The sequence below is a fragment of the Cobetia sp. 5-11-6-3 genome, assembly GCF_013374055.1.
Lineage (GTDB): Bacteria > Pseudomonadota > Gammaproteobacteria > Pseudomonadales > Halomonadaceae > Cobetia > Cobetia marina.
The window spans coordinates 390862-410269 of record NZ_BLWJ01000003.1 but is presented as its reverse complement, the minus strand read 5'-3'; the positions used below and the strand labels follow the sequence as shown (position 1 = coordinate 410269).

The window sequence follows — 19408 nt, the reverse complement described above, 5'->3', positions numbered from 1 at the left end:
GGCTGTTGTCTCCCTCATCTTTCGTCTGGCCTCCCGCCATCTCCCTCGTCATGCGCCTGTTGTCGCAGGTCGTCGCTGACAGGTCGGCACCTCGGAGGGACAGAACGCGAACCGGGAGAAGACAGGCACGCATTCGCTTGCAAGAGGACATGAGATGGCTCGTATTGCCATGGCACGCCACATTCTGGTGAAGACCGAGGCCGAGGCGCAGCGTCTCAAGCAGTCACTGGAGCGCGGCCAGCCGTTCGAGAAGCTGGCGAAGAAGCACTCCACCTGTCCTTCCGGCAAGCGGGGCGGTGACCTGGGCGAAGTGCGCCCCGGCCAGATGGTCGGCGGCATCGATCGCGCCATCTTCAAGGGCCCGCTCAATACCCTGCAGGGGCCGCTGAAGAGCAAGTTCGGCTATCACCTGCTGGAAGTCTTCTTCCGTGGCTGATGCCTGACGGACCGCGATTCCAGACCCCGTATCATCCGGCGCCAGCGTGACGCTTCGTCACCGCCCACCTTTTCATTCCAAACGGATATTCCCTCGTGATCTCTACCGCCAATCTCACCATGCAGTTCGGTGCCAAGCCGCTGTTTGAAGACGTCTCCGCCAAATTCGGTCGTGGCAATCGCTATGGCCTGATCGGCGCCAACGGCTGCGGCAAGTCGACCATGATGAAGATTCTCGGCGGCGATCTTGAGCCGTCCGGTGGCCACGTCATGCTCGAGCCCAACACCCGTCTGGGCAAGCTGCGTCAGGACCAGTTCGCCTATGAGGAATACACGGTGCTCGACACCGTCATCATGGGCCACGAGCGCCTGGCGGTGGTCAAGGCCGAGCGTGACCGCATCTACTCGCTGCCGGAGATGAGCGAGGAAGATGGCATGAAGGTCGCTGACCTCGAGGTCGAATTCGCCGAGCTGGACGGCTACACCGCCGAAGCGCGTGCCGGTGAGCTGTTGATGGGCCTCGACATTCCCATCGAGCAGCACCTCGGGCCGATGAGTGAAGTCGCGCCGGGCTGGAAACTGCGCGTGCTGCTGGCACAGGCGCTGTTCTCCGATCCTGACGTCCTGCTGCTCGATGAGCCGACCAACCATCTGGACATCAACACCATCCGCTGGTTGGAAGGCGTGCTGACCGCGCGCTCCAGCACCATGATCATCATCTCGCACGACCGTCACTTCCTGAACAGTGTCTGCACCCACATGGCGGACCTGGATTACGGTGAGCTGCGTCTGTTCCCGGGCAACTATGACGAGTACATGACCGCCGCCACCCAGGCGCGTGAACAGCTGCAGGCCGACAACGCCAAGAAGAAGGCGCAGATCGCCGAGCTGCAGTCCTTCGTCAGTCGCTTCTCCGCCAACGCCTCCAAGGCCAAGCAGGCGACCTCGCGTGCCAAGCAGATCGACAAGATCCAGCTCAACGAGATCAAGCCGTCCTCACGCGTCAGCCCGTTCATCCGCTTCGAGCAGACCAAAAAGGTCCACAACAACGCGGTGATGATCGACAAGCTGGCCAAGGGCTTCGACGGCAACACCCTGTTCGAGAACTTCAGCTTCACGGTCGCCGCCGGTGAGCGTGTCGCCATCATCGGCCCGAACGGTATCGGCAAGACCACGCTGCTGCGCACCCTGGTCGGCGAGATGCACCCGGATGCCGGTGAAGTGAAGTGGACCGACGCCGCGGAAGTCGGCTACTACGCGCAGGACCACGCGCATGACTTCGCCAACGACATGAGCCTCTACGACTGGATGTCGCAGTGGACCGGTGGGGGCGAACAGGTCGTGCGTGGCACCCTGGGCCGCATGCTGTTCTCCAATGACGACATCCAGAAGTCGGTCAAGGTGCTTTCCGGTGGTGAGCAGGGTCGCATGTTGTTCGGCAAGTTGATCCTCAAGCAGCCCAACGTGCTGGTGATGGATGAGCCGACCAACCACCTGGACATGGAGTCCATCGAGGCACTCAACCTCGCGCTGGAAAACTATCCGGGCACGCTGATCTTCGTCAGCCACGACCGTGAATTCGTCGGCTCGCTGGCCACGCGCATCATCGAGCTGAATGCCGAGGGTGTGGTCGACTTCTCCGGCACCTACGATGACTACCTGCGCAGCCAGGGCGTCATCGTCTGAGCGAGCACGTCTGCTCCCTGGCGTGAAATCGCCGCTCTGATCGCCCCCGTTGCCCCTGGCAGCGGGGGCGATCTGCCATCTGGCGTCGACGATCCGCGCCATTCGATTGCGCGATGTGACTGCATGTGAGAATCATTCGCCGATGAGGTGTATTTGTCTTATCATCTGCGCCTCTTGATCGCACCCGCGCGAAGGCGTGTGCATCCACCTTGTCGTTGCTCTCCCCAGGAACAGAGTCATCATGTCAGATGTCGCACCCGGTGCCCCCGCTCAACGGCCCGCCTCGCGCGCCACTTCCATGCGTCAGGACACCCCCCGTCAGCGAGGGCGGCGCAAGACCCTGGCGCAGCGACTCAATCCCTGGATCCGCTCTCTGCATCTGTATTGCGGCGTCGCGCTGGTGCCCTTCGTGCTGTTGTATGGCGTGAGCGCCTTCCTGATGAACCATCCCGGTCTGTATCGCGACATCCAGCAGACACCCTTGTCGTCCGAGGCATTGCAACGCGCCGCGTTGGGCCCGGTGGATGCTCAGGCTCTGGCCGTGGCCACCGTGGCGGAAATGAACCGAGTCTCCTCGGGGCGTCACGAATTCACGCTGGTTGATCCGCAGGCGCTCGAAGGGGCGCCGTTGTCTCTGCTGCTGGATTCCCGGGGAGCGGACATGCGTCAGCGCTACATGGTGGATCTTTCCCACGGTGAGGGACGGCGCATCGCCATGCAGGAAAACGCCGCGGGAAATGCGTCGGCTCGTCCTGCTCGCATGCCGCTGGCCGGCCAGACCCTGACGCTTCCTGACACCTCGCCACTGGCGGTGCCACTGGTCAGTCAGCAGGCCCGTCTTCGCGAGGCGATCGGCGCCAGTGAACGTCAGCCGCTCAATGGCAAGGGGACGCTCGACTTCACGCTGGAGGACGGCAGCGGCCAGCGCTTCACTGCCCAGCTGGACCTGTATTCAGGCAAGCTGAAGGGCCAGCCCGTCGGGCAGGTCCAGCCCGGCGCGGGGCTTGGCGAAACCCTGACGCATCTGCACAAGCAGCATGGCTACAAGAGCAGCGTGCTGGAGTGGCTGTGGGCCGTGGTCGTGGATGTCATGGCCTGCGTGATGGTGCTGTGGGGGCTGACTGGCCTGTGGATGTGGTGGCAGATGAAACGTCGGCGCCCCCTGGGCGGCCTGCTCATGGCGGCCGGTATCGGTCTGTCGGCGGCTCTGGGACTGGGGCTGCATGCCGGAATGTGACAGGTGAGGTGAGCAGGCTCTTGGCTTGATGTCGTGTCCAGCGAGACACGACAGAACCTGACGAGATGGCATGTCAGCTGACGTGCGAGCTGACGTGCGAGCTGACGTGCGAGATAAAAAGGAGCGCTGTGGATATCCGCAGCGCTCCTTTTGATGGCCAATCCGCGCTCCGCATGTTGCCAGGGGACGGCGGGAGCCCGAAACCGGGCGTGGCTTCTGGTAAACTGCGCGGCCGGTGTCTGGCACAGTCGGGCCACCACGGTGCCTCTACTCGAGCACTCGGCGTTTCAGCACCGTCTTTCTCTTCTTGTTGCACGAGGTTTCCAGCATGGCCACATACGACGTCATCATCATCGGCGCAGGCGCGGCAGGCCTGATGTGTGCCGCCACGGCGGGCTATCAGGGCAAGCGCGTGCTGGTGCTGGACCACGCCAACAAGGCCGGCAAGAAGATCCTGATGTCAGGTGGCGGGCGCTGCAATTTCACCAACCTGGATGCCGGGCCGTCCAACTTCTTCTCACGCAATCCGCACTTCTGCATCTCGGCACTCAAGCGCTACACGCCGCATCACTTTCTCGAGCTGGTGGAGCGTCACGGGCTGGAGCATGTCGAGAAGAAGCCGGGGCAGCTGTTCTGCGCGGATTCCGCCAAGGATCTGCTGGCGATCCTGATGACGGAGTGCGAGTGGGCCGGGGCGGAGATTCGTCTCAACACGCGCATCACTTCGCTTGAGCGTGCGGGTGAGGGCATGCGGGTCGAGACCAGCAACGGCACGCATACGGCAGGGCGGGTGGTAGTGGCGACCGGTGGTATGTCGATCCCGACGCTGGGCGCGACAGGCTTTGGCTATGATATCGCGCGCCAGTTCGGGCTCGAGGTCACCGAGACCTACGCGGCGCTGGTGCCGTTCACGCTGACCTCGCAGTGGAAGGAGCGCCTGTCGCCGCTGTCCGGGCTTGCCTGTGACGTCAGTGTCACTGCCGGCAAGGGCCAGTATCGCGAACCGATGCTGATCACCCACCGTGGGCTTTCCGGCCCGGCGATGCTGCAGGCCTCCAGCTGGTGGACGCCCGGTCAGCCACTGGACATCGACCTGCTGCCGGGGGTGGACGCCTACGCCGAGCTGCTCGCCCTGCGCGAGCAGCATCCCAAGCGCCAGATCGGCCCCTGGCTTGGCGAGCGCCTGCCCAAGCGCCTCGCCCAGTCGCTGGTCGAGTGGCAGGATGCCGATGCCGGCCGCATCAGCGAGCGCAGCCTCGCCGAGCTCTCCAACGCGCGTCTCGAGCAGCTGGCCAAGGCGCTCAACCACTGGCAGCTCAAGCCGGCGGGCACCGAAGGCTGGCGCACCGCCGAGGTCACCATGGGCGGCGTGGTCACCGATGCCATCTCGCAGAAGGACTTCAGCGTGCGCGATCTCCCGCAGCTGGCCTTCATCGGTGAGGTGCTGGATGTCACCGGCGAACTGGGCGGCTACAACTTCCAGTGGGCGTGGTCCTCGGCGGTGGCCTGCGGGCTGAACTGCTGACCAGCACGTTCTCACCACTGGCCGCGTCTCATGCCATCTGCTGGCGGATGGCGGGCCGGCGCTGCTCGACCAGCGCAACGAAGGCCTCGGTCACCGGTCGGCCCGGTGTGGTCGGATAGTGAAGCTCCAATGGCACCGCCCCGAGCGCCGGACGCAGGGGAATGAACTGACAGCCATCGCACTGCAGACGGCGGATGCAGCCGGGCGCGATGGCGACCCCCAGTCCGGCCGCGACCTCACTGAGCAGCGTCTGCATCATGGCCGGCTGGCGCTGGAGGCGCGGCGAGAAGCCGGCATCGCCGCAGGCGCTGATGATCTGGTCGAACAGCCCCGTCGCCTGCGTGCGCTGAAACAGCACGAAGTCCTGCTGCGCAAGCTCGCTCAGGGCCAGTCGTTTGCGGTGCGCCAGACGATGGCCCTCGGGCACGACCGCCATCAGCCTATCCTCGTAGACCGGCAGAGCCGTCAGGGTATCGCGCTGCTCGATGGGCAGCGGACGCGACAGGCCGAGGTCGATCTCGTCACGCGCGAAGGCATCCAGCTGCTGCTGGGCGCTCATCTCATGCAAGGTGAGGCTGACCTCGGGGTGGCTGGCGGCGAAGTCGCGCATCAGGCCGGGCACGAAGCTTGCGCAGGCCGAGCTCATGTAGCCGATGCGCAGCGTGCCGGTCTGGCCGCTGGCGGCCATCGCCACGCGCTTGCGTGCCTGTGCTTCCAGCGCCAGCATGCGCTGCGCTTCTTCCAGCAACGCCTCGCCGGGTGCCGTCACTCGCACTTCCCGCGTATTGCGCCACAACAGACTCACGCCCAGTTCGGCTTCAAGATCGGCGATCTGGCGACTGATGGCAGGCTGAACGGTGTGCAGCTCGCGGGCGGCGGCCGAGAAGCTCCGGTGCGTCGCCACGGAAATGAAGGTTCTCAGTGTGCGCAGTTCCATGGCAGCTCTCGTCAGTTGATTGATGTTCATCAAGTATAAGTCATATCAAGTATCGTCATTTCTATTATCAATGCTCGCTCATTAGTCTGGGGACCTGCCAAGCCTTCCTCCGTCAGCTTTCTTCCTCTCGCGCCCTCCCGGCTTTCGTGTCTCACAAGCCAGGAGGGCGCGGCGATGCAGTGGCTGGCAAGAGGGCCCTGTTTCCGAGTGGAGCCGATATGACGACATCAACTTCCCGAGGTATCGCGCAGGATACGCGCGATACCTCTCGACCACTTTCTGGCGGCGGGCGTTTCACGCTGCTGGCGGTCGCCTGTCTGACCATCATGGTGGGAACCGTGGTCGCGCCGGGGCTTCTGAGCATCGCCTCGGCGCTTGAGGTGAAGAGCCATGCCAGCTGGCTGATCACCCTGCCGTCGCTGGGTGCGGTGCTGTTTGCGCCTATCGCCGGGCGCATGATCGACCGCCTCGGGGCCTATCGCGCGCTGACTGGCGGGCTGTTCCTGTATGGTCTGCTGGGGGCGGGCGGGGCACTGCTGGAAGGCACCGTCGCCGTGTTCGCCGATCGTATCCTGCTGGGGGGCGTCACCGCGGTCGTGATGGCGGGAGGCACCACGCTGATCTCCGAGTGGTATCACGGCCATGCGCGACTCAAGATGATTGCCCAGCAGGGCATGTCCATCGAACTTGGCGGTGTGATCTTCCTGTTCGTCAGTGGCGTGCTGGCAGGCATCGCCTGGCAGCTGCCTTTCCTGCTCTACCTGCTGGCTTGGTTGCTGCTGGCCATGCTGTGGATGATGGTGCCCAGGCAGTCACCTGCATCCCCTGATGAAACGGTTGGCAAGTCGGGCCAGCAGGCGCTGTCCGCTTCGCTCACCAGTGTCTATCTGGCGGCGGCCATGGCCATGACGCTGTTCTTCACCGCCATCGTCATGCTGCCCAAGCGCCTGAACCTGCTGGGGCTGAACGAGGCCTCGACCGGCATCTTCCTGGCGGCGATCTCGATGGTCGCGGTGGTGGCGGCGATGTGGATGCCGAAGGTCTCACGTACCTTGCGCGAGATGCCGACGCTGGCACTGGCCTTCGTACTGTATGCCGCCAGCCTGTTCGTCTTCCAGCAGGCCGAGAACATGGGGGTGATGAGCGCGGGTGCCGTGCTGGCCGGGATGGGCTTCGGCTTCTCGATTCCGCTGCTCAACCACATGACGGTGGAGCGCAGCCACGCACTGGTGCGTGGACGCAATCTCGCCTACCTGACGATGGCGATCTTCCTGGGCCAGTTCCTGACCTCCTTCCTGGAGTTCCTGCCCGGCGATGGTCGCAATGTCTTCGGTTTTGGCGCCGTGCTGGGCCTGATCTTCGCGGCTCTCTATCTGGGTATCCATCTGCTCAAGCGCGACAGTCGCGGCGCCTGAGTCATCCCGGGCAACGCCTGCCCGCTGCATATCGAGACGTGCGACGAAAAAAGCCCCGCGACCTGAGTGCCAGGTGGCGGGGCTTTCGGTATGTATCGTGATCACTTGTCGAACAGTATTCTCAGGCGGCGAATCATCACCCAGCCCATCAGGCCGCGCTTGATCAGGCTCAGGCCCTTCTTTGGCCGGAAACCTCCCCGCGCGGCAATCAGGCCGCCCACCAGAACCAACGGGCCACGGTATTGCTGCACCTTGGCCCAGCCACGGTCGATGGGGGCGGTTGCCTCCTTGAGGTCACGCATCGCATGACTGACGTCGAGGCGCTGCTGGCTGATGCGTGCTTCGAGTTCCGCACGCCTGGCATCGCGCGAATGCGCTTGCCGGCGACCGTTCCCCCCTGAGGGGGGCAGTGCCGGCTCACGCTGCGCGAGGGACTGTCTGGAAGAACTCATCTCGCCTCCTTTACAGGGGCTGGCAGGCGGGGGGCATCAGAGGTTTTCGCGTTGGCGCTGGCGTTCCAGAGCGTCGGCGCGGACGTCCTTGAGGCTGTCGCTGTCGCGGCTCAGATTGCTGAGCGTCGAGCGCAGCAGGCTGCGCTGGGAAGCGATCACCTTGACTCGCCAGGCGATCAATCCGCCCAGTGCCAGCAGGATACCGCCGCTCAAGGCGATGGCCAGCAGGCGATGGGTATCCCAGAAGGCCACGACCACCAGCAGGATCGCCAGGCCGATACCGAAGCAGATCAGCATCAGGGCGATACCTGACAGCAGCAGCATCACGAACAAGCGTTCGCGTTCCTCCTCGAGCTCCAGCACGGCGAGACGCAGACGCGTCTCGCCACTCTCCACCAGGCTCGCGGTCAGACGACGGATGGCGCCAAGTACGCGTTCAACCGGCCCTTGCTCCTGCATCAGCGACGGCCAAGCAGCATGCCGATGACGACACCGGCGGCAGCGCCGATACCGACACTGGTCCACGGGTTGTCGTGCACGTAGCGGTCAGCGCAGTCCGCGGATTCACGCGCGCTGGCGGCCAGACGGTCACCCTGGGCACTCAGTCGGGCACGAGTGGCTTCCAGGCGGGTCTGGGCGCGGGCACGCGCTTCCTTCATGCTCTCGCGGGAATCCTCGGCCGAGGCGTGCAGCAGTTCCTCGACGGTCTGGGAGAGATGACGCAGGTCTTCCTTCAGCTGCTCGGTGTTGGCACCGGTGGCTGAATTGGCTGTGGTCGTATGATCACCGATTTTCTGCATGGCCATGTTGTGTCTCCTTCCCGTGTGTCGAATCAGATTTCGTGAATTGTGAGCGCCAGAGGGCGCGCATGACTCTCGAACTCAGTCTTCCCTGGGGCGCCGCTGGCGGCAGGGCATGACCTTTTCAGGTCGCAGCGATTCCTGCCTGGCTGCGTCTTTTCTGGTCATGAACAAATCCTTGGGGCCACCGGGAACAAACACAAGGGCTGGCAATGCCTGGATGATGATATCGGGGGGAGCCGAGGCGCATTCGTTGATCTGGATCAGGGAGGATGAATCCTGTCTGCACGGCCTGAAACGACGCAACGGGCAGCCTGGGCTGCCCGTTGCGTGGCGAGGGGATCATGGCTCGGCGGCCCGTGAGAGGCGCGCTGGCCGAAGATCAGGTCTCTGGCAGGCCGGCGAAGAAGGTGTTGATCGAGAAGCCCAGCCCCAGGCGATTCACGCTGTGGTCGTAGTCGATGAGGCTCTCGCCATAGCCGTGGTAGTACTGCACGTAGCCGCGCACCTTGCCGAACAGCGGGAAGGAGTAATCCAGCTGGTTGCCGAAATTGCCCTTGGAGGGGTTGCCGCGCACCATCCAGGTGAACTCGTGCTGATCCGCGGTATAGCCCACGGTGATGTCGCCGTAGCCGATGTAGTTGTAGAGGTCCGGATTGTCGTCCTCATCGGACTCCTCCGGCACGCGCCAATGCGGCGTGATCGCCACGGCCCAGTCGCCATTCTGGAACATCATGTCGGCATAGACCCGGTTCCAGCTGCGCGACAGCGGGTCGGAACGCCCGTTGGACTGATGGGCGAAACCGATGCGATTGCGCGTGTTGGTCCAGCCCAGCAGTTCATAGCGATTGTCGAACTGAAGGAAGGCTTCCGGCTCGTAGTTGGTCTCGCGGAACGGCGCCGAGGCATCGGAGTTGTAGGCCTGCCACCAGCTGCGCTGGGTATAGGCGAAGTACAGGTCGCCATTGTCATCGAAGATGTCATTCACCAGCCCGACCTTAAGACTGAGCTGGTACTTCACCTCGGTGTTGTCCACCTCGCCTTCGCGGGTCACCTGGGCGAAGCTGCTCTCATTCGGGGTCGAGTTGTAGGCCCAGGGCAGCAGATAGTTGCGCTTGTAGGCGGTGATGGCCAGGGGATTGCTCTCGGCATCGTCCTCGAGCACCACCCGCTCCTCGGCACGTTTCTGAGCCAGGCTGTCCTGCCCCTGACTCTCCTGACCTTCCACGGAGGCAGGGGCGTCATCACTCGCCGCCAGCTCTGCGCCGCCACGTGCGGGCTGCGTATAGATCGGCGTGCGACGTGGATCGCTCTTGCGTGCCCCTGCACGCGCCTGGGCCGGAGTCATCCCCAGTTCTCGGGGCGTGAAGCGCTGGCCATTGGCCAGTACCACGCGGCCCTGGCTGTCCATGGTGTAGGGCACGTCTGCGCTGGCCAGTGGGGCGCAGGTCAGCAGCGCTGACGCCAGCATTCCGGACAGGCATGCCGCGACTGGCCGAGAGCCGGTGGAGGTAGGGCAGAGAAGCATGGAAATATCCTGTCTGTAACACCGCAAGAGACGAGCAGCGCATTATGGGGCAACGATCATGACAAGTCTGCCATTCTACTGGCTGGCGGGCGTGGGGTGCCAGCTGGCAACCGACGACACCTCTGTCGCCTGCCGCTCACATCCCCATGGTGCGCTTGGCGGGGAGGTGTCGGAGCGATTGCGCCTGACTGAGGCTCAGTTGACAATGCAGGCATCGTGGACCCCGAGAGGTCTGCCTCTGGTAACGATGCGGGTGAGGAGATGGATGTGTCAGGCATGAATTCCTTGAGAGCGACGACGCGATGGATCGTGATGATGCTTGTCGTGCTGCTGTGCGCCTTGCCCGGCATGGCACAGGCCGTCGTGGAGCGCAGCGATGTGCAGGGCCAGCTGGAGGACCTGCAGAGCGTCGAGAAGCCTGACGCGGAGACACGCCAGCGGATCGCGGATCTCAAGGAAACCCTGACGGTACTCGATGATCTCGGTGAGGCCAACAGCAACCTCAAGGATATCAAGGCCGAGGTGAAGACGGCGCCGGGTGATCTGGCCGAGGCCCAGGCAGCGCTGGCGAGCCTGCCTCGCGACAGCACCAGTCAGCTCGACGAAGCGAGTCTCGCCGAGGAATCGGTGGAGGCATTGGATGCGCGCATGACGCGTATCCTGGACGAGCTCCAGAGCCTGCAGGACAAGCTCGCGAGTACCAATCGGCGCCTCATCAATGCCCAGAGTCTGCCGGAGCGCTCTCGTTCGACCCTGGCGGATGCCCAGCAGCAGGTGCAGCGCCTGCAGACCCAGCTCTCCGGCAGCGACAGCCAGGCACTGACCGGCACGGGGCGAGACCTGCTGGAGGCGCGTCTGGCCCTGGCCGAGGCACGTGGCGAGCTCAGTCACACCGAGCTCAACTCCAGTTCGCAGCTGCGAGAGCTGGCGCAGGTACGCAAGACGCTCTACAGCCGGCGTATCGAGACTCTCGAGCAGGACCTCAAGGTGGTGCAGAGCCTGGTCAACGCCAAGCGGCGAGACCAGTCCGAGCAGACCATCGCGGAGGCCACCAGCGGCGAGAATGCCGAGCTGGCCAGCAACCCCATCTTCCAGCAGGTCCTGAGTCGCAACCGTGAACTCAGCAGCCAGCTGCTGGCGATCACGGATCGCGTCAACGCCGTGATCCGCGATGGTCTCGAGGTGCGCACCCAGCTGGACCGCGTCACCCAGGTCGAGCGCACCATGAGCGAGCAGATCGAGGCCATCAAGGGCAGCGTGCTGCTGGCCCGTATCCTGCGTGAGCAACAGAGTCATCTGCCCAAGGTTGACGTGCGTCAGGACCTGAAGGAAGAGATCGCCGATCTGCGCCTCAAGCAGTTCGAACTCAACAAGGTGCGCGAACAGCTCGCGGACATTCCGCACTATCTGCAAAGCGAAGTGCTGAGCGAAAGCGCCGCGCTGGAGCGCCCCGGCGGCAACGCCGATGCCCAGACGGTCAGCTCCGAGCTGCGTCAGGCGCTGACTCGCCAGCTGGAGGCCCGCAAGGAGCTGGTCGACAAGCTCGACAAGGAATATGACAGCCTGCTGGCGCGCGCCATTGATCTGCAGCTCAACCAGCAGCAGTTGCTCGAAGTCTCCGGACGTCTGCGCCAGACCATCGAGGAGCAGCTCTTCTGGGTCGCCAACGGCAAGCCACTGGACCTGGACTGGCTGTCGCGTACTCCACAAATGCTGGCGGACGAGCTCAAGCCCACCGTATGGCGTGGCGTGGTGGCGGGGCTGTCCAAGGGCTTCCAGCTCAATGATCTGTGGGTGGCGCTGCCGGGGCTGCTGTTGCTGATCTTCATCACCTGGAAGCGCTCGCACATCCGATCGCGCCTGGCGGACCTGCATGCCCAGATAGGCCGCCTCAAGCAGGACACCCAGCTGCACACTCCGCGGGCGATCCTGCTCAACGTGATGCTGGCGATCCCCGGTGCACTCGCGCTGGCACTGATCGGCAGCGTGCTGTCGCTGGGGGAGGGCGTCATGCTGTGGGCGCTGGGCCAGGCACTGCTCAAGCTGGCGCTGGCATGGGGGATCTTCGCCATCTTCCGGCGCCTGCTGGTCAAGGATGGCGTGGCCGAGCGTCACTTCCAGTGGCCCGCCAACTACGTGGCCGAGCTGCGCCGCCATCTGTGGTGGCTGGGTTGCGCGCTGCTGCCGGTCATCCTGACTACCAACATCATCAGCGAGGCGGATCTCAATCTGCTGGAGCGCCCGCTGGGTCTGCTGATCCTGTTCTCGGGGCTATGCGCGATGAGCTTCTGTCTCTCGCGGTTGATCCTGGCGCATGTGCCGTTCTTCGGTCTCAAGCTGTTTCGCCTGATTCTGGGGCTGGCCATGGCCATGGTGCCGGTGGCGCTGGGCGTGCTGATCTGCCTGGGGTATGAGTACACGGCACTGCGCCTCAGTGGACGCTTCATCACCACGCTGTTCCTGTTCGGTGCCTGGATTCTGGTCGAGGCCACCGTGGTGCGCGGGCTGGCAGTCGCGGCGCGCCGTCTGGCGTATCGACGTGCCGTGGCGCGTCGGCGAGCCCAGGTGCAGGAAGGCGCGGAGGGCGGCGTCGAGGTGGTCGAGGAGCCGCCGCTGGACATGGAGCAGGTCAATTCCCAGTCGCTGCGCCTGTCGAAGCTGATTCTGGTCATCAGCTTCATGTTCATCTTCTATCTGGTCTGGGCGGATCTGCTCAATGTGCTCAGCTACCTGGACAGCGTCGTGGTCTGGGAGATCGCCGCCTCGGCCGAGGGAGATTCCGCGACCCCCATCTCGCTGGCGGACCTGATCGCGGCGCTGGTCACTCTCGGGGTCGCGGTGATGATGGCGCGCAACCTGCCGGGCCTGCTGGAGGTCTCGATCCTGTCGCGGCTCGAACTCAAGCAGGGGTCGAGCTATGCGATCACCTCGCTGCTGTCCTACGTGATCATGGCGACGGGCTTCGTGATGACACTGGGCAGCATGGGCGTCAGCTGGGACAAGCTGCAGTGGCTGGTGGCGGCGTTGAGTGTCGGCCTGGGCTTCGGTCTGCAGGAGATCTTCGCCAACTTCATCTCGGGCCTGATCATCCTGTTCGAGCGCCCGGTACGCATCGGCGACACCATCACCATCGGCAATCTGCACGGGACGGTCAGTCGTATCCGTATCCGTGCCACCACGGTGACGGATTTCGACCGCAAGGAGATCATCATTCCCAACAAGGTGTTCGTGACCGACCAGCTGATCAACTGGTCACTCTCGGACAACGTGACGCGGGTGGTGCTCAACTTCGGCGTCGCCCATGGCAGTGATCTGGATCTGGCGCACCGCCTGCTGATGCAGGCCGCCCAGGAGAACAGGCGGGTGCTCAAGGACCCGGAGCCTCTGGTGTTCTGTCTGAGCTACAACAAGGACAACTTCGGCTTCGAGCTGCGCATCTACGTCAACGACCTTACCGACCGCCTGTATGCGACAGACGAGATCAATCGCTGGGTCGATGCACGCTTCCGCGAGAACGGTCTCAAGGTGGCCTTCCAGCAGATGGATGTCTGGCTGCATCGTCAGGATGGCACCGAGCGTCTCATCGAGCAGCGAGCGGCCACGGGCGAGCCGCTCAGAGCGGCCAGCGGCTCGCCGGAAAGCGTTGGAGCCGAGACGGGAGACGCACCGTCAAGCAGCGAGCACCGTGAGGGTGGCGCCTTGATCGCTCGTCGCAAGCCGACCACCGGCGTGGGCGGCCGTGAAGATGCCGGGTTGCGCGAATCCGCGCCCGACGCGACGGACGGCGACGGGGGAGATGGCGGCGGCCGTTAGTCGTCGAGCGTGGCCGGTGAGGCCGGTGTTGCTTGAGTCTCAGGTGCAGGCCTGGTTTCAGACTCAGAGTCAGACTCAGACTCAGACGCAGGCTCAGAGCCAGACCTGGGCCCGGGCGCCGGGGCCCGAAACTCCAGCGCCCAGCGGCTCAGGAAGCTGGCCTGCTTGAGCCTGTCGAGGGTGGCGAGCAGGCCGGGGCCTATCTCGATGGGGCGCAGCGCGTTGCCGAGACGTTCACGCAGATCACGCGCGCTGCCGTCACCGCTCACATCGGGATGCAATGCGCCCAGATCGCTGTCATTGGCCACCGCCTGTTGGCCCTCAAGACTCAACCACCAGTCCAGAAATGCCTCGCCGGCATCACCATGCGGTGCCTGGCGCGGCACGAACGCCAGTCGGCGCTGAATCAGCACGTAGTCTTCCGGCACGATCACCAGCAGCTCAGGGTGCGCGCGGGCAAAGGAGATGGCATAGGGCCCGACCAGGTTGTAGGCGATATCCACCTCGCCGTTGGCCAGTGCCTCGAGCATGGCGCCGGTGGTGGTCACCAGCCGTGCATCGGCCTGACCCATGGCGCGCACCAGTGTCCAGTAGCGAGGCGACTGACGGGCATCGGAGACGGCATAGGTGAAGCCGGAGCCGCTGCGACGCGGGTCGTAGGTGATCACGCGACCGCGCAGCAGCTCCCGGCGTGTCTCCAGCAGATGCCAGAGATCCCGATGACTGCGCAGGGCATCGCGAGGGTCGCGCAGTCCTTCGCTGTCGGCCAGACGCTTCAGCGCATCGCGGCGCGCCACCATCACGATGGGCTCGAAGCTCATGGCGAACAGCTCATTGCGCCAGCGTGAGCTCTCGGGCCAGCCTGTCAGGTTCGCGGCTTGCAGCGGGCGTGCATGGCCGCCATTGGCCAGACGGTACTGCAGGCCCATGGCCGAGGAGATCATCAGGTCGGCCCGAGGTGTCAGGGGGGCGGCCAGATAGCGGGCTTCCAGCGCCAGCGCGGAGCGATTGACGTAATGCAGCAGCATCCCGGGGTGTTCGCGGCTGTAACGTTGCAGCAGCGGACGAATCTCGGGCAGATCCAGCGCCGCATGGATCACCAGATCCGCCTCTTCCCCGGACTGGACGGCCTGCGCGGCCACGGGCTCTCCTGCCTTGAGCCAGAGTGCCTGATGCTCATCGAGTTGCGGGTCGAAGCTCGCGGTGTCCTGTGCCGAGCACAACGACGCGACGGCCAGCCCGACGACGGTGAGCACGGCGGCCCAGCAGCGGTGCGTTCTCAACATGCATCCCCCTTGGGGCCGGTCGATGCCTCGCGTGAGGCTGGTGCAGTGGCGGTCACGGGAGGCGGGCAGGGCAGCAGGTGAAAGCTCACGCGCAGTCCCGGCCGAGCGCCATCAGCGGGGGCAGGGTCGGAGGCCTCCAATGACAGCCGGGCATCGTGGTGGCGGGCAATGCCATCGACGATGGCAAGCCCGAGCCCTGCGCCACTCTGCTCGGGTGTCTGGCCGCCTGAGGCATCGGACATCGGCTGGGCGGCCGGGTGCTGGTCTGCCCGGGCATGGCGATGAAAGGGGCGCAGCACCAGCAGACGCCGCTCCGGCGTGATGCCCGGGCCATCATCCTCGACGCTCAGGCGCAGACGGCCTGGCGTGGCCGAGTCACGTGCCGCGTCTTCTCCGCTGGCGGGTATCGCGTGCTCGCGGCTCAGCGTCACGGTCACTACCCGCGCGCCATGCTTGCAGGCGTTGTCGATCAGGTTGGCCAGCGCCTCCTGCAGTTGCCAGTCCACACCCGGCGTCCAGGCGACATGGTCGATGTCCGGCGCGATCTCGAGGCCGAGATCCACACCGGCGCGATCACAGCGCAGGAAATGACGGCTGACCGTGTCGCGCACCAGGCTCGAGAGCTCCAGCGGCACCCGAGGAGGTTGCACTTCCGGATTGTTGAGACGTGTCAGTGACAGCAGCTGATTGGCCAAGTGGGCGGTGTGGCTGGCGGTGGCCTGCATCTGTGCCAGTGCCGCGTGCCAGGCGCTCGGGTCCTGCTGGCGCAGGGCCAGCTCGGCATGCGCGGAGAGACCGGCCAGGGGCGTGCGCAACTGATGGGAGGCATCGCCGATGAAGCGCTCCTGATTGGCACGGACCCGGCGCATGCGGGACAGCAGCTCATTGAGGGCATGCTTGAGTTCCTCAAGCTCGCGCGGCAGCGTCAGCTGCAAGGCCGCCAGGCTGCGCGGGTCGCGTTCGCGGATGGCTCGCCGCAGCCGCGTGAGGGGCGCAAGCGCCATGCGCACGCCCACCAGCACCACCATCAGGGCCAGAATGGCCATGCCTGCCAGGCGCACCAGCGAGCCACGGTACAGCTCCTGGGTCAGCGCATCGCGCCCTTCGCGGGTATGGGCGACACGAATGCTGAAGCGTTGGCCATGACGCGGGTCATCACCCCAGCCACCGAGGCGGGTATCGAGCGTGCCCAGGCGCAGTGCCTGCCCCTGCCAGGCGATGTCGCGAAAGGCCAGTTCGCCACTGCGTCCCGCCATCTCGTCCCGCGTGCCATGTGTGCCGGCCTCGCTTCGTGCATCGGGCAGCCGCGTGTTGCCCGTGACCTGCTCGCCATCGGCGTCCACCAGGCTGTAGAAGACCCGCTCCTGGGCATCGGTGGCCAGCATTTCCAGGGCTGCCGGCGGCAGGTCGAGCCATAGCTGACCATCCTGCCATTTGACCTGCTCGGCGATGGTCACCAGCGAGGCTTCCAGCAGACGATCATAGGCGCGGTCCGCGGCTTCACGCGCGGACAGGAAGGCCTGCACCAGCAACAGGGTACCCAGGGCCAGCAGCGGGATCAGCAGCCAGCTCAGCAGACGACGATAGAGACTGACGGGCTGTTGGGCATCGCGTGGTGGCTGTGGGGATGCCGTGGTCTGGTGAGAGTCGAGCGCGCTCAAGGAGTCCGGCTCTCCGCCGGGGCCTGTTCCAGCAGATAGCCGAGGCCGCGAATGGTGCGCAGACTGACGTCGCTGCCGTCCAGGCGCTTGCGCAGGCGGTGGACATAGACCTCGATGGCGTTGTCGCCGACCGCCTCCTGCTCGCCGAAGGCCTCGCGGGTCAGGCGGGCCTTGTCCACCGGCTCACCGGCGTGCTGGATCAGGCAGCCAAGCAGACGCTGCTCGCGCGGGGGCAGTGACAGCGGTGCCTCGGCCAGCAGGAAGCGACCATTCAGCGGCTCGAAGGCCAGACTGCCCACCACCAGTCGCTGTTCGAGCGCCCGGCCCTGATGCGTGGCCTGGCTGGCCTGATGATTGGCATGACGACGCAGCAGAGCACGCACGCGGGCTTCCAGTTCATCGAGCACGAAGGGTTTGGCGAGGTAGTCGTCGGCACCGAGATCCAGTCCGCGTACGCGATCCTCGATGGCGCCGCGGGCGGTGAGAATCAGGACCGGGGTATGGCGATCGTGCTCACGCAGGGCGGCCAGTATCTCGAGCCCCGAGGCGCCGGGCAGGTTGAGATCCAGCACGACCAGCGCGAAGCCGTGCGGCTGTCCTGGCGAGAGTCGCGCCAGCGCCGCGCTGCCATCGGCCAGGTGCGTGACGTCGAGCCCCTCGCTGATGAAGACACTGTGCAGGGTACTGGAGAGCAGTGCGTCGTCCTCCACCAGCAGCAGTGACGGCGTCTGTCGGGAAGGGGTGGAAGGTGTCGATTGCGTGGGGGTCATCCGGGCTCCGGGAGATGCACGGTATTCCCGTTCAGGTGGCTGCCGAAGGCACCACGATTCACGGTAGGATCATCAGGGCAACAAGCCATGTGGCTAGCGTACCATCACAGGCTCCCCTCGTGCCGCTGACAAGGATGTCGGAATGTCACTCATCTCGTTCGCGCGCGCTGTCAGACAGCGCTTCAGGACTCCATCCGTGGATAACGATCAGTGGAAATCGCTGGCGGTCTCGCTGGCGCTGGGCGTGGCGGGAGGCAGCCTCTTCCAGCTGACCGGCATGCCGCTGGCGTGGATGCTGGGGCCGCTGGTCGCCAATCTGCTCGGTGCCATGGCCGGGCTGACACTCGCCGTGCCGGAGCGATTGCGCAGCCTGTTTCTTGGGGTGCTGGGTCTGACGTTGGGAGCGCGAGTGTCGCCGGAGCTGGTCTCGCACCTTGCCAGCTGGTGGCTGTCGGGGACATTGCTGTTGCTCGGCGTGCTGGCCTCGACACTGGCCTGTGCCGCCTGGTATCGACGCTGCGGCTTCGATGCCACCAGTGCCTGGTTCGCCTCGGTGCCCGGGGTGCTGACGGCGATGGTGATCATCGGGGAGCGCAGTGGCGGCGATGCCCAGCGTATCGCGGTGGCCCAGTCGCTGCGCGTGCTGCTGGTGATACTCATCCTGCCGCCGCTCTACTGGCTGCTGGAGGGAGGCGGTGGAGCGGACGGGGCAGGCGACCCGCCGGTGAGCGGGCTGTGGCTGGTACTGACGCTGCCGTTGCTGTTGCCTCTGGGCAGGCGCCTGCGCTTGCCGAATGCCGCGTTGCTGGGGCCATTGCTGGTGGCGATGGCGTTGTCATTGGCCGAGGTGGTGCGCTTTGCGCCCCCGATATGGGGGACGGATGTGATGCAGCTGGTGCTGGGCTGCGCCATCGGGGCACGTTTCAAGGGGCTGTCGCCCGCTAGACTGGCGGGGCTGATGGGGCAATCGGGTGTCGCGACACTGATCGCGCTTGCGGTACTGGGTGGCTTCGCCGAAGTGATCCATCAGGCAATGGGCGTGCCGCGCGATGTGGCCTTTCTGGCACTGGCACCGGGCGGTATCGGCGAGATGGCACTGCTGGCGGTGGCGCTGGATCTCGATCCCGTCTTCGTCGCCTTTCATCACCTTCTGCGCATGATCGTACTGATGCTGGCGCTACCGCTGATGGTGCGCCATTTCCGGAGGCGTGCGCCGGTACCTGACGGCGAGGCGTGCGATGAGAGGAAGGGGGAGTGAGGCGCTGCGACATCCCCTCTTGTGAGGGCGGCAACACGCTGTTATAGTGTGCGCCTTGATCACGCCAAGTGCTTGAAGTTCAAGCGATTGGCTCGGTAGTTCACCGATTGATCATGTCTGTGGTGGCCCTGTTGGTCCTCCCGCAATGCTAGGCTGCAAACCCCGCCAGGCCCGGAAGGGAGCAACGGTAGTGGCTGACGCGTGTGCCGGGATGTGGCTGATGGGGCCGCCTCCATTTCAGGGCAGCAAAGATCCGCATGCCTGAAATGCCACGTCTACGTGTTCCCCCGCAAGTCCCCTGATCGACTCCTTCGTATGTTGCCATGCCCTGTCGGGCGTCTTGTCGTGTCCGTCTTGTGCCTTTGGCTTCCCTGTTCGGCGCTTATGTTCAATATCCGCGTCCAGCACCCGCGTTCGGCGCTTATGTTCAACACCCGCGTTCGGCATCTATGACCAACACCCGTGTGCGATCCTCATGCTTGATCATCATGTTCGACTGTCATGTTCCGCCGTCGGGCCCGTCATGCGGGCCTGGAGACAGCAATCCCGTTGCACAAGTGGTTACGTGCTTTGAAGCCACTCGGCAAGTCGCTAGAATGAGCGCA

15 protein-coding genes and 1 other RNA gene are annotated in these 19408 nt (G+C 64.8%); 8 read left to right on the top strand and 8 right to left on the bottom strand.

The genetic code is table 11. The features are described from left to right. The first annotated feature begins 154 nt into the window (after positions 1-154). From HXS66_RS07595 to HXS66_RS07580, 4 genes are all read left to right on the top strand, one after another. Positions 155-436, top strand: a complete 282-nt coding sequence (locus tag HXS66_RS07595) for a peptidylprolyl isomerase (RefSeq protein WP_077375482.1) — start codon at positions 155-157, stop codon at positions 434-436. 95 nt (positions 437-531) lie between these two features. Further along, positions 532-2121 carry an ABC-F family ATPase gene (locus HXS66_RS07590; protein ID WP_077375479.1) on the top strand — a complete coding sequence of 530 codons (1590 nt, stop codon included), beginning with the start codon at positions 532-534 and terminating at the stop codon, positions 2119-2121. Between the two features lie 241 nt (positions 2122-2362). Further along, entirely contained in the window at positions 2363-3358 is a 996-nt protein-coding gene (locus HXS66_RS07585; RefSeq protein WP_176493528.1) for a PepSY domain-containing protein, read from the top strand. 328 nt (positions 3359-3686) lie between these two features. Further along, positions 3687-4883 carry an NAD(P)/FAD-dependent oxidoreductase gene (locus HXS66_RS07580; protein ID WP_077375472.1) on the top strand — a complete coding sequence of 399 codons (1197 nt, stop codon included), beginning with the start codon at positions 3687-3689 and terminating at the stop codon, positions 4881-4883. Between the two features lie 28 nt (positions 4884-4911). Here the strand turns inward: HXS66_RS07580 and HXS66_RS07575 are convergent, their stop codons facing one another. Then, complete coding sequence (locus tag HXS66_RS07575; RefSeq protein ID WP_176503205.1) at positions 4912-5820, bottom strand: LysR family transcriptional regulator; 909 nt, start codon at positions 5818-5820, stop codon at positions 4912-4914. Between the two features lie 218 nt (positions 5821-6038). Here HXS66_RS07575 and HXS66_RS07570 point away from each other — a divergent pair, with 218 nt between their 5' ends. Continuing rightward, positions 6039-7235: an MFS transporter gene (locus HXS66_RS07570; RefSeq protein ID WP_176503204.1), complete on the top strand. Its 1197-nt coding sequence runs from the start codon at positions 6039-6041 to the stop codon at positions 7233-7235. 101 nt (positions 7236-7336) lie between these two features. Here HXS66_RS07570 and HXS66_RS07565 read toward each other — a convergent pair whose 3' ends face one another. The 4 genes from HXS66_RS07565 to HXS66_RS07550 form a co-directional block, all read right to left on the bottom strand. Beyond that, positions 7337-7687: a YqjK-like family protein gene (locus HXS66_RS07565; protein ID WP_084207957.1), complete on the bottom strand. Its 351-nt coding sequence runs from the start codon at positions 7685-7687 to the stop codon at positions 7337-7339. A gap of 36 nt (positions 7688-7723) precedes the next feature. Continuing rightward, a complete protein-coding gene (locus tag HXS66_RS07560) occupies positions 7724-8146 on the bottom strand; it encodes a phage holin family protein (protein WP_043333873.1) in 423 nt (140 codons plus the stop codon). Next, positions 8146-8487 carry a YqjD family protein gene (locus tag HXS66_RS07555; protein ID WP_065392495.1) on the bottom strand — a complete coding sequence of 114 codons (342 nt, stop codon included), beginning with the start codon at positions 8485-8487 and terminating at the stop codon, positions 8146-8148. Before HXS66_RS07555 ends, HXS66_RS07560 begins: the two co-directional genes overlap by 1 nt. A gap of 382 nt (positions 8488-8869) precedes the next feature. Next, a complete protein-coding gene (locus HXS66_RS07550; RefSeq protein ID WP_254696555.1) occupies positions 8870-10015 on the bottom strand; it encodes a phospholipase A in 1146 nt (381 codons plus the stop codon). 276 nt (positions 10016-10291) lie between these two features. On the opposite strand from HXS66_RS07550, the gene mscK reads away from it, so the two are divergent. Beyond that, entirely contained in the window at positions 10292-13828 is a 3537-nt protein-coding gene (gene mscK, locus HXS66_RS07545) for a mechanosensitive channel MscK (RefSeq protein ID WP_254696554.1), read from the top strand. Here the strand turns inward: mscK and HXS66_RS07540 are convergent. Genes HXS66_RS07540 through HXS66_RS07530 form a run of 3 tightly spaced genes read right to left on the bottom strand, consistent with a single transcriptional unit; the run spans position 13825 to position 17545 of the window. Next, on the bottom strand, positions 13825-15114 hold the full coding sequence (locus tag HXS66_RS07540) for an ABC transporter substrate-binding protein (RefSeq protein WP_176503203.1): 1290 nt from the start codon (positions 15112-15114) through the stop codon (positions 13825-13827). The genes mscK and HXS66_RS07540 overlap by 4 nt on opposite strands. Further along, positions 15108-16775 (bottom strand): sensor histidine kinase, encoded by a 1668-nt coding sequence (locus HXS66_RS07535; protein ID WP_176503202.1) that lies wholly within the window; start codon positions 16773-16775, stop codon positions 15108-15110. Before HXS66_RS07535 ends, HXS66_RS07540 begins: the two co-directional genes overlap by 7 nt. Next, positions 16772-17545, bottom strand: a complete 774-nt coding sequence (locus HXS66_RS07530; protein WP_136938854.1) for a response regulator transcription factor — start codon at positions 17543-17545, stop codon at positions 16772-16774. Before HXS66_RS07530 ends, HXS66_RS07535 begins: the two co-directional genes overlap by 4 nt. 196 nt (positions 17546-17741) lie before the next feature. Between HXS66_RS07530 and HXS66_RS07525 the strand changes: the two genes are divergently transcribed. Then, the gene (locus HXS66_RS07525) at positions 17742-18803 is read left to right on the top strand and encodes an AbrB family transcriptional regulator (protein WP_255303149.1); all 1062 of its coding nucleotides are present in this window, start codon (positions 17742-17744) and stop codon (positions 18801-18803) included. A gap of 129 nt (positions 18804-18932) precedes the next feature. Beyond that, an RNA gene (gene ffs / locus HXS66_RS07520) (signal recognition particle sRNA small type) lies at positions 18933-19029 on the top strand. Positions 19030-19408 lie beyond the last annotated feature (379 nt).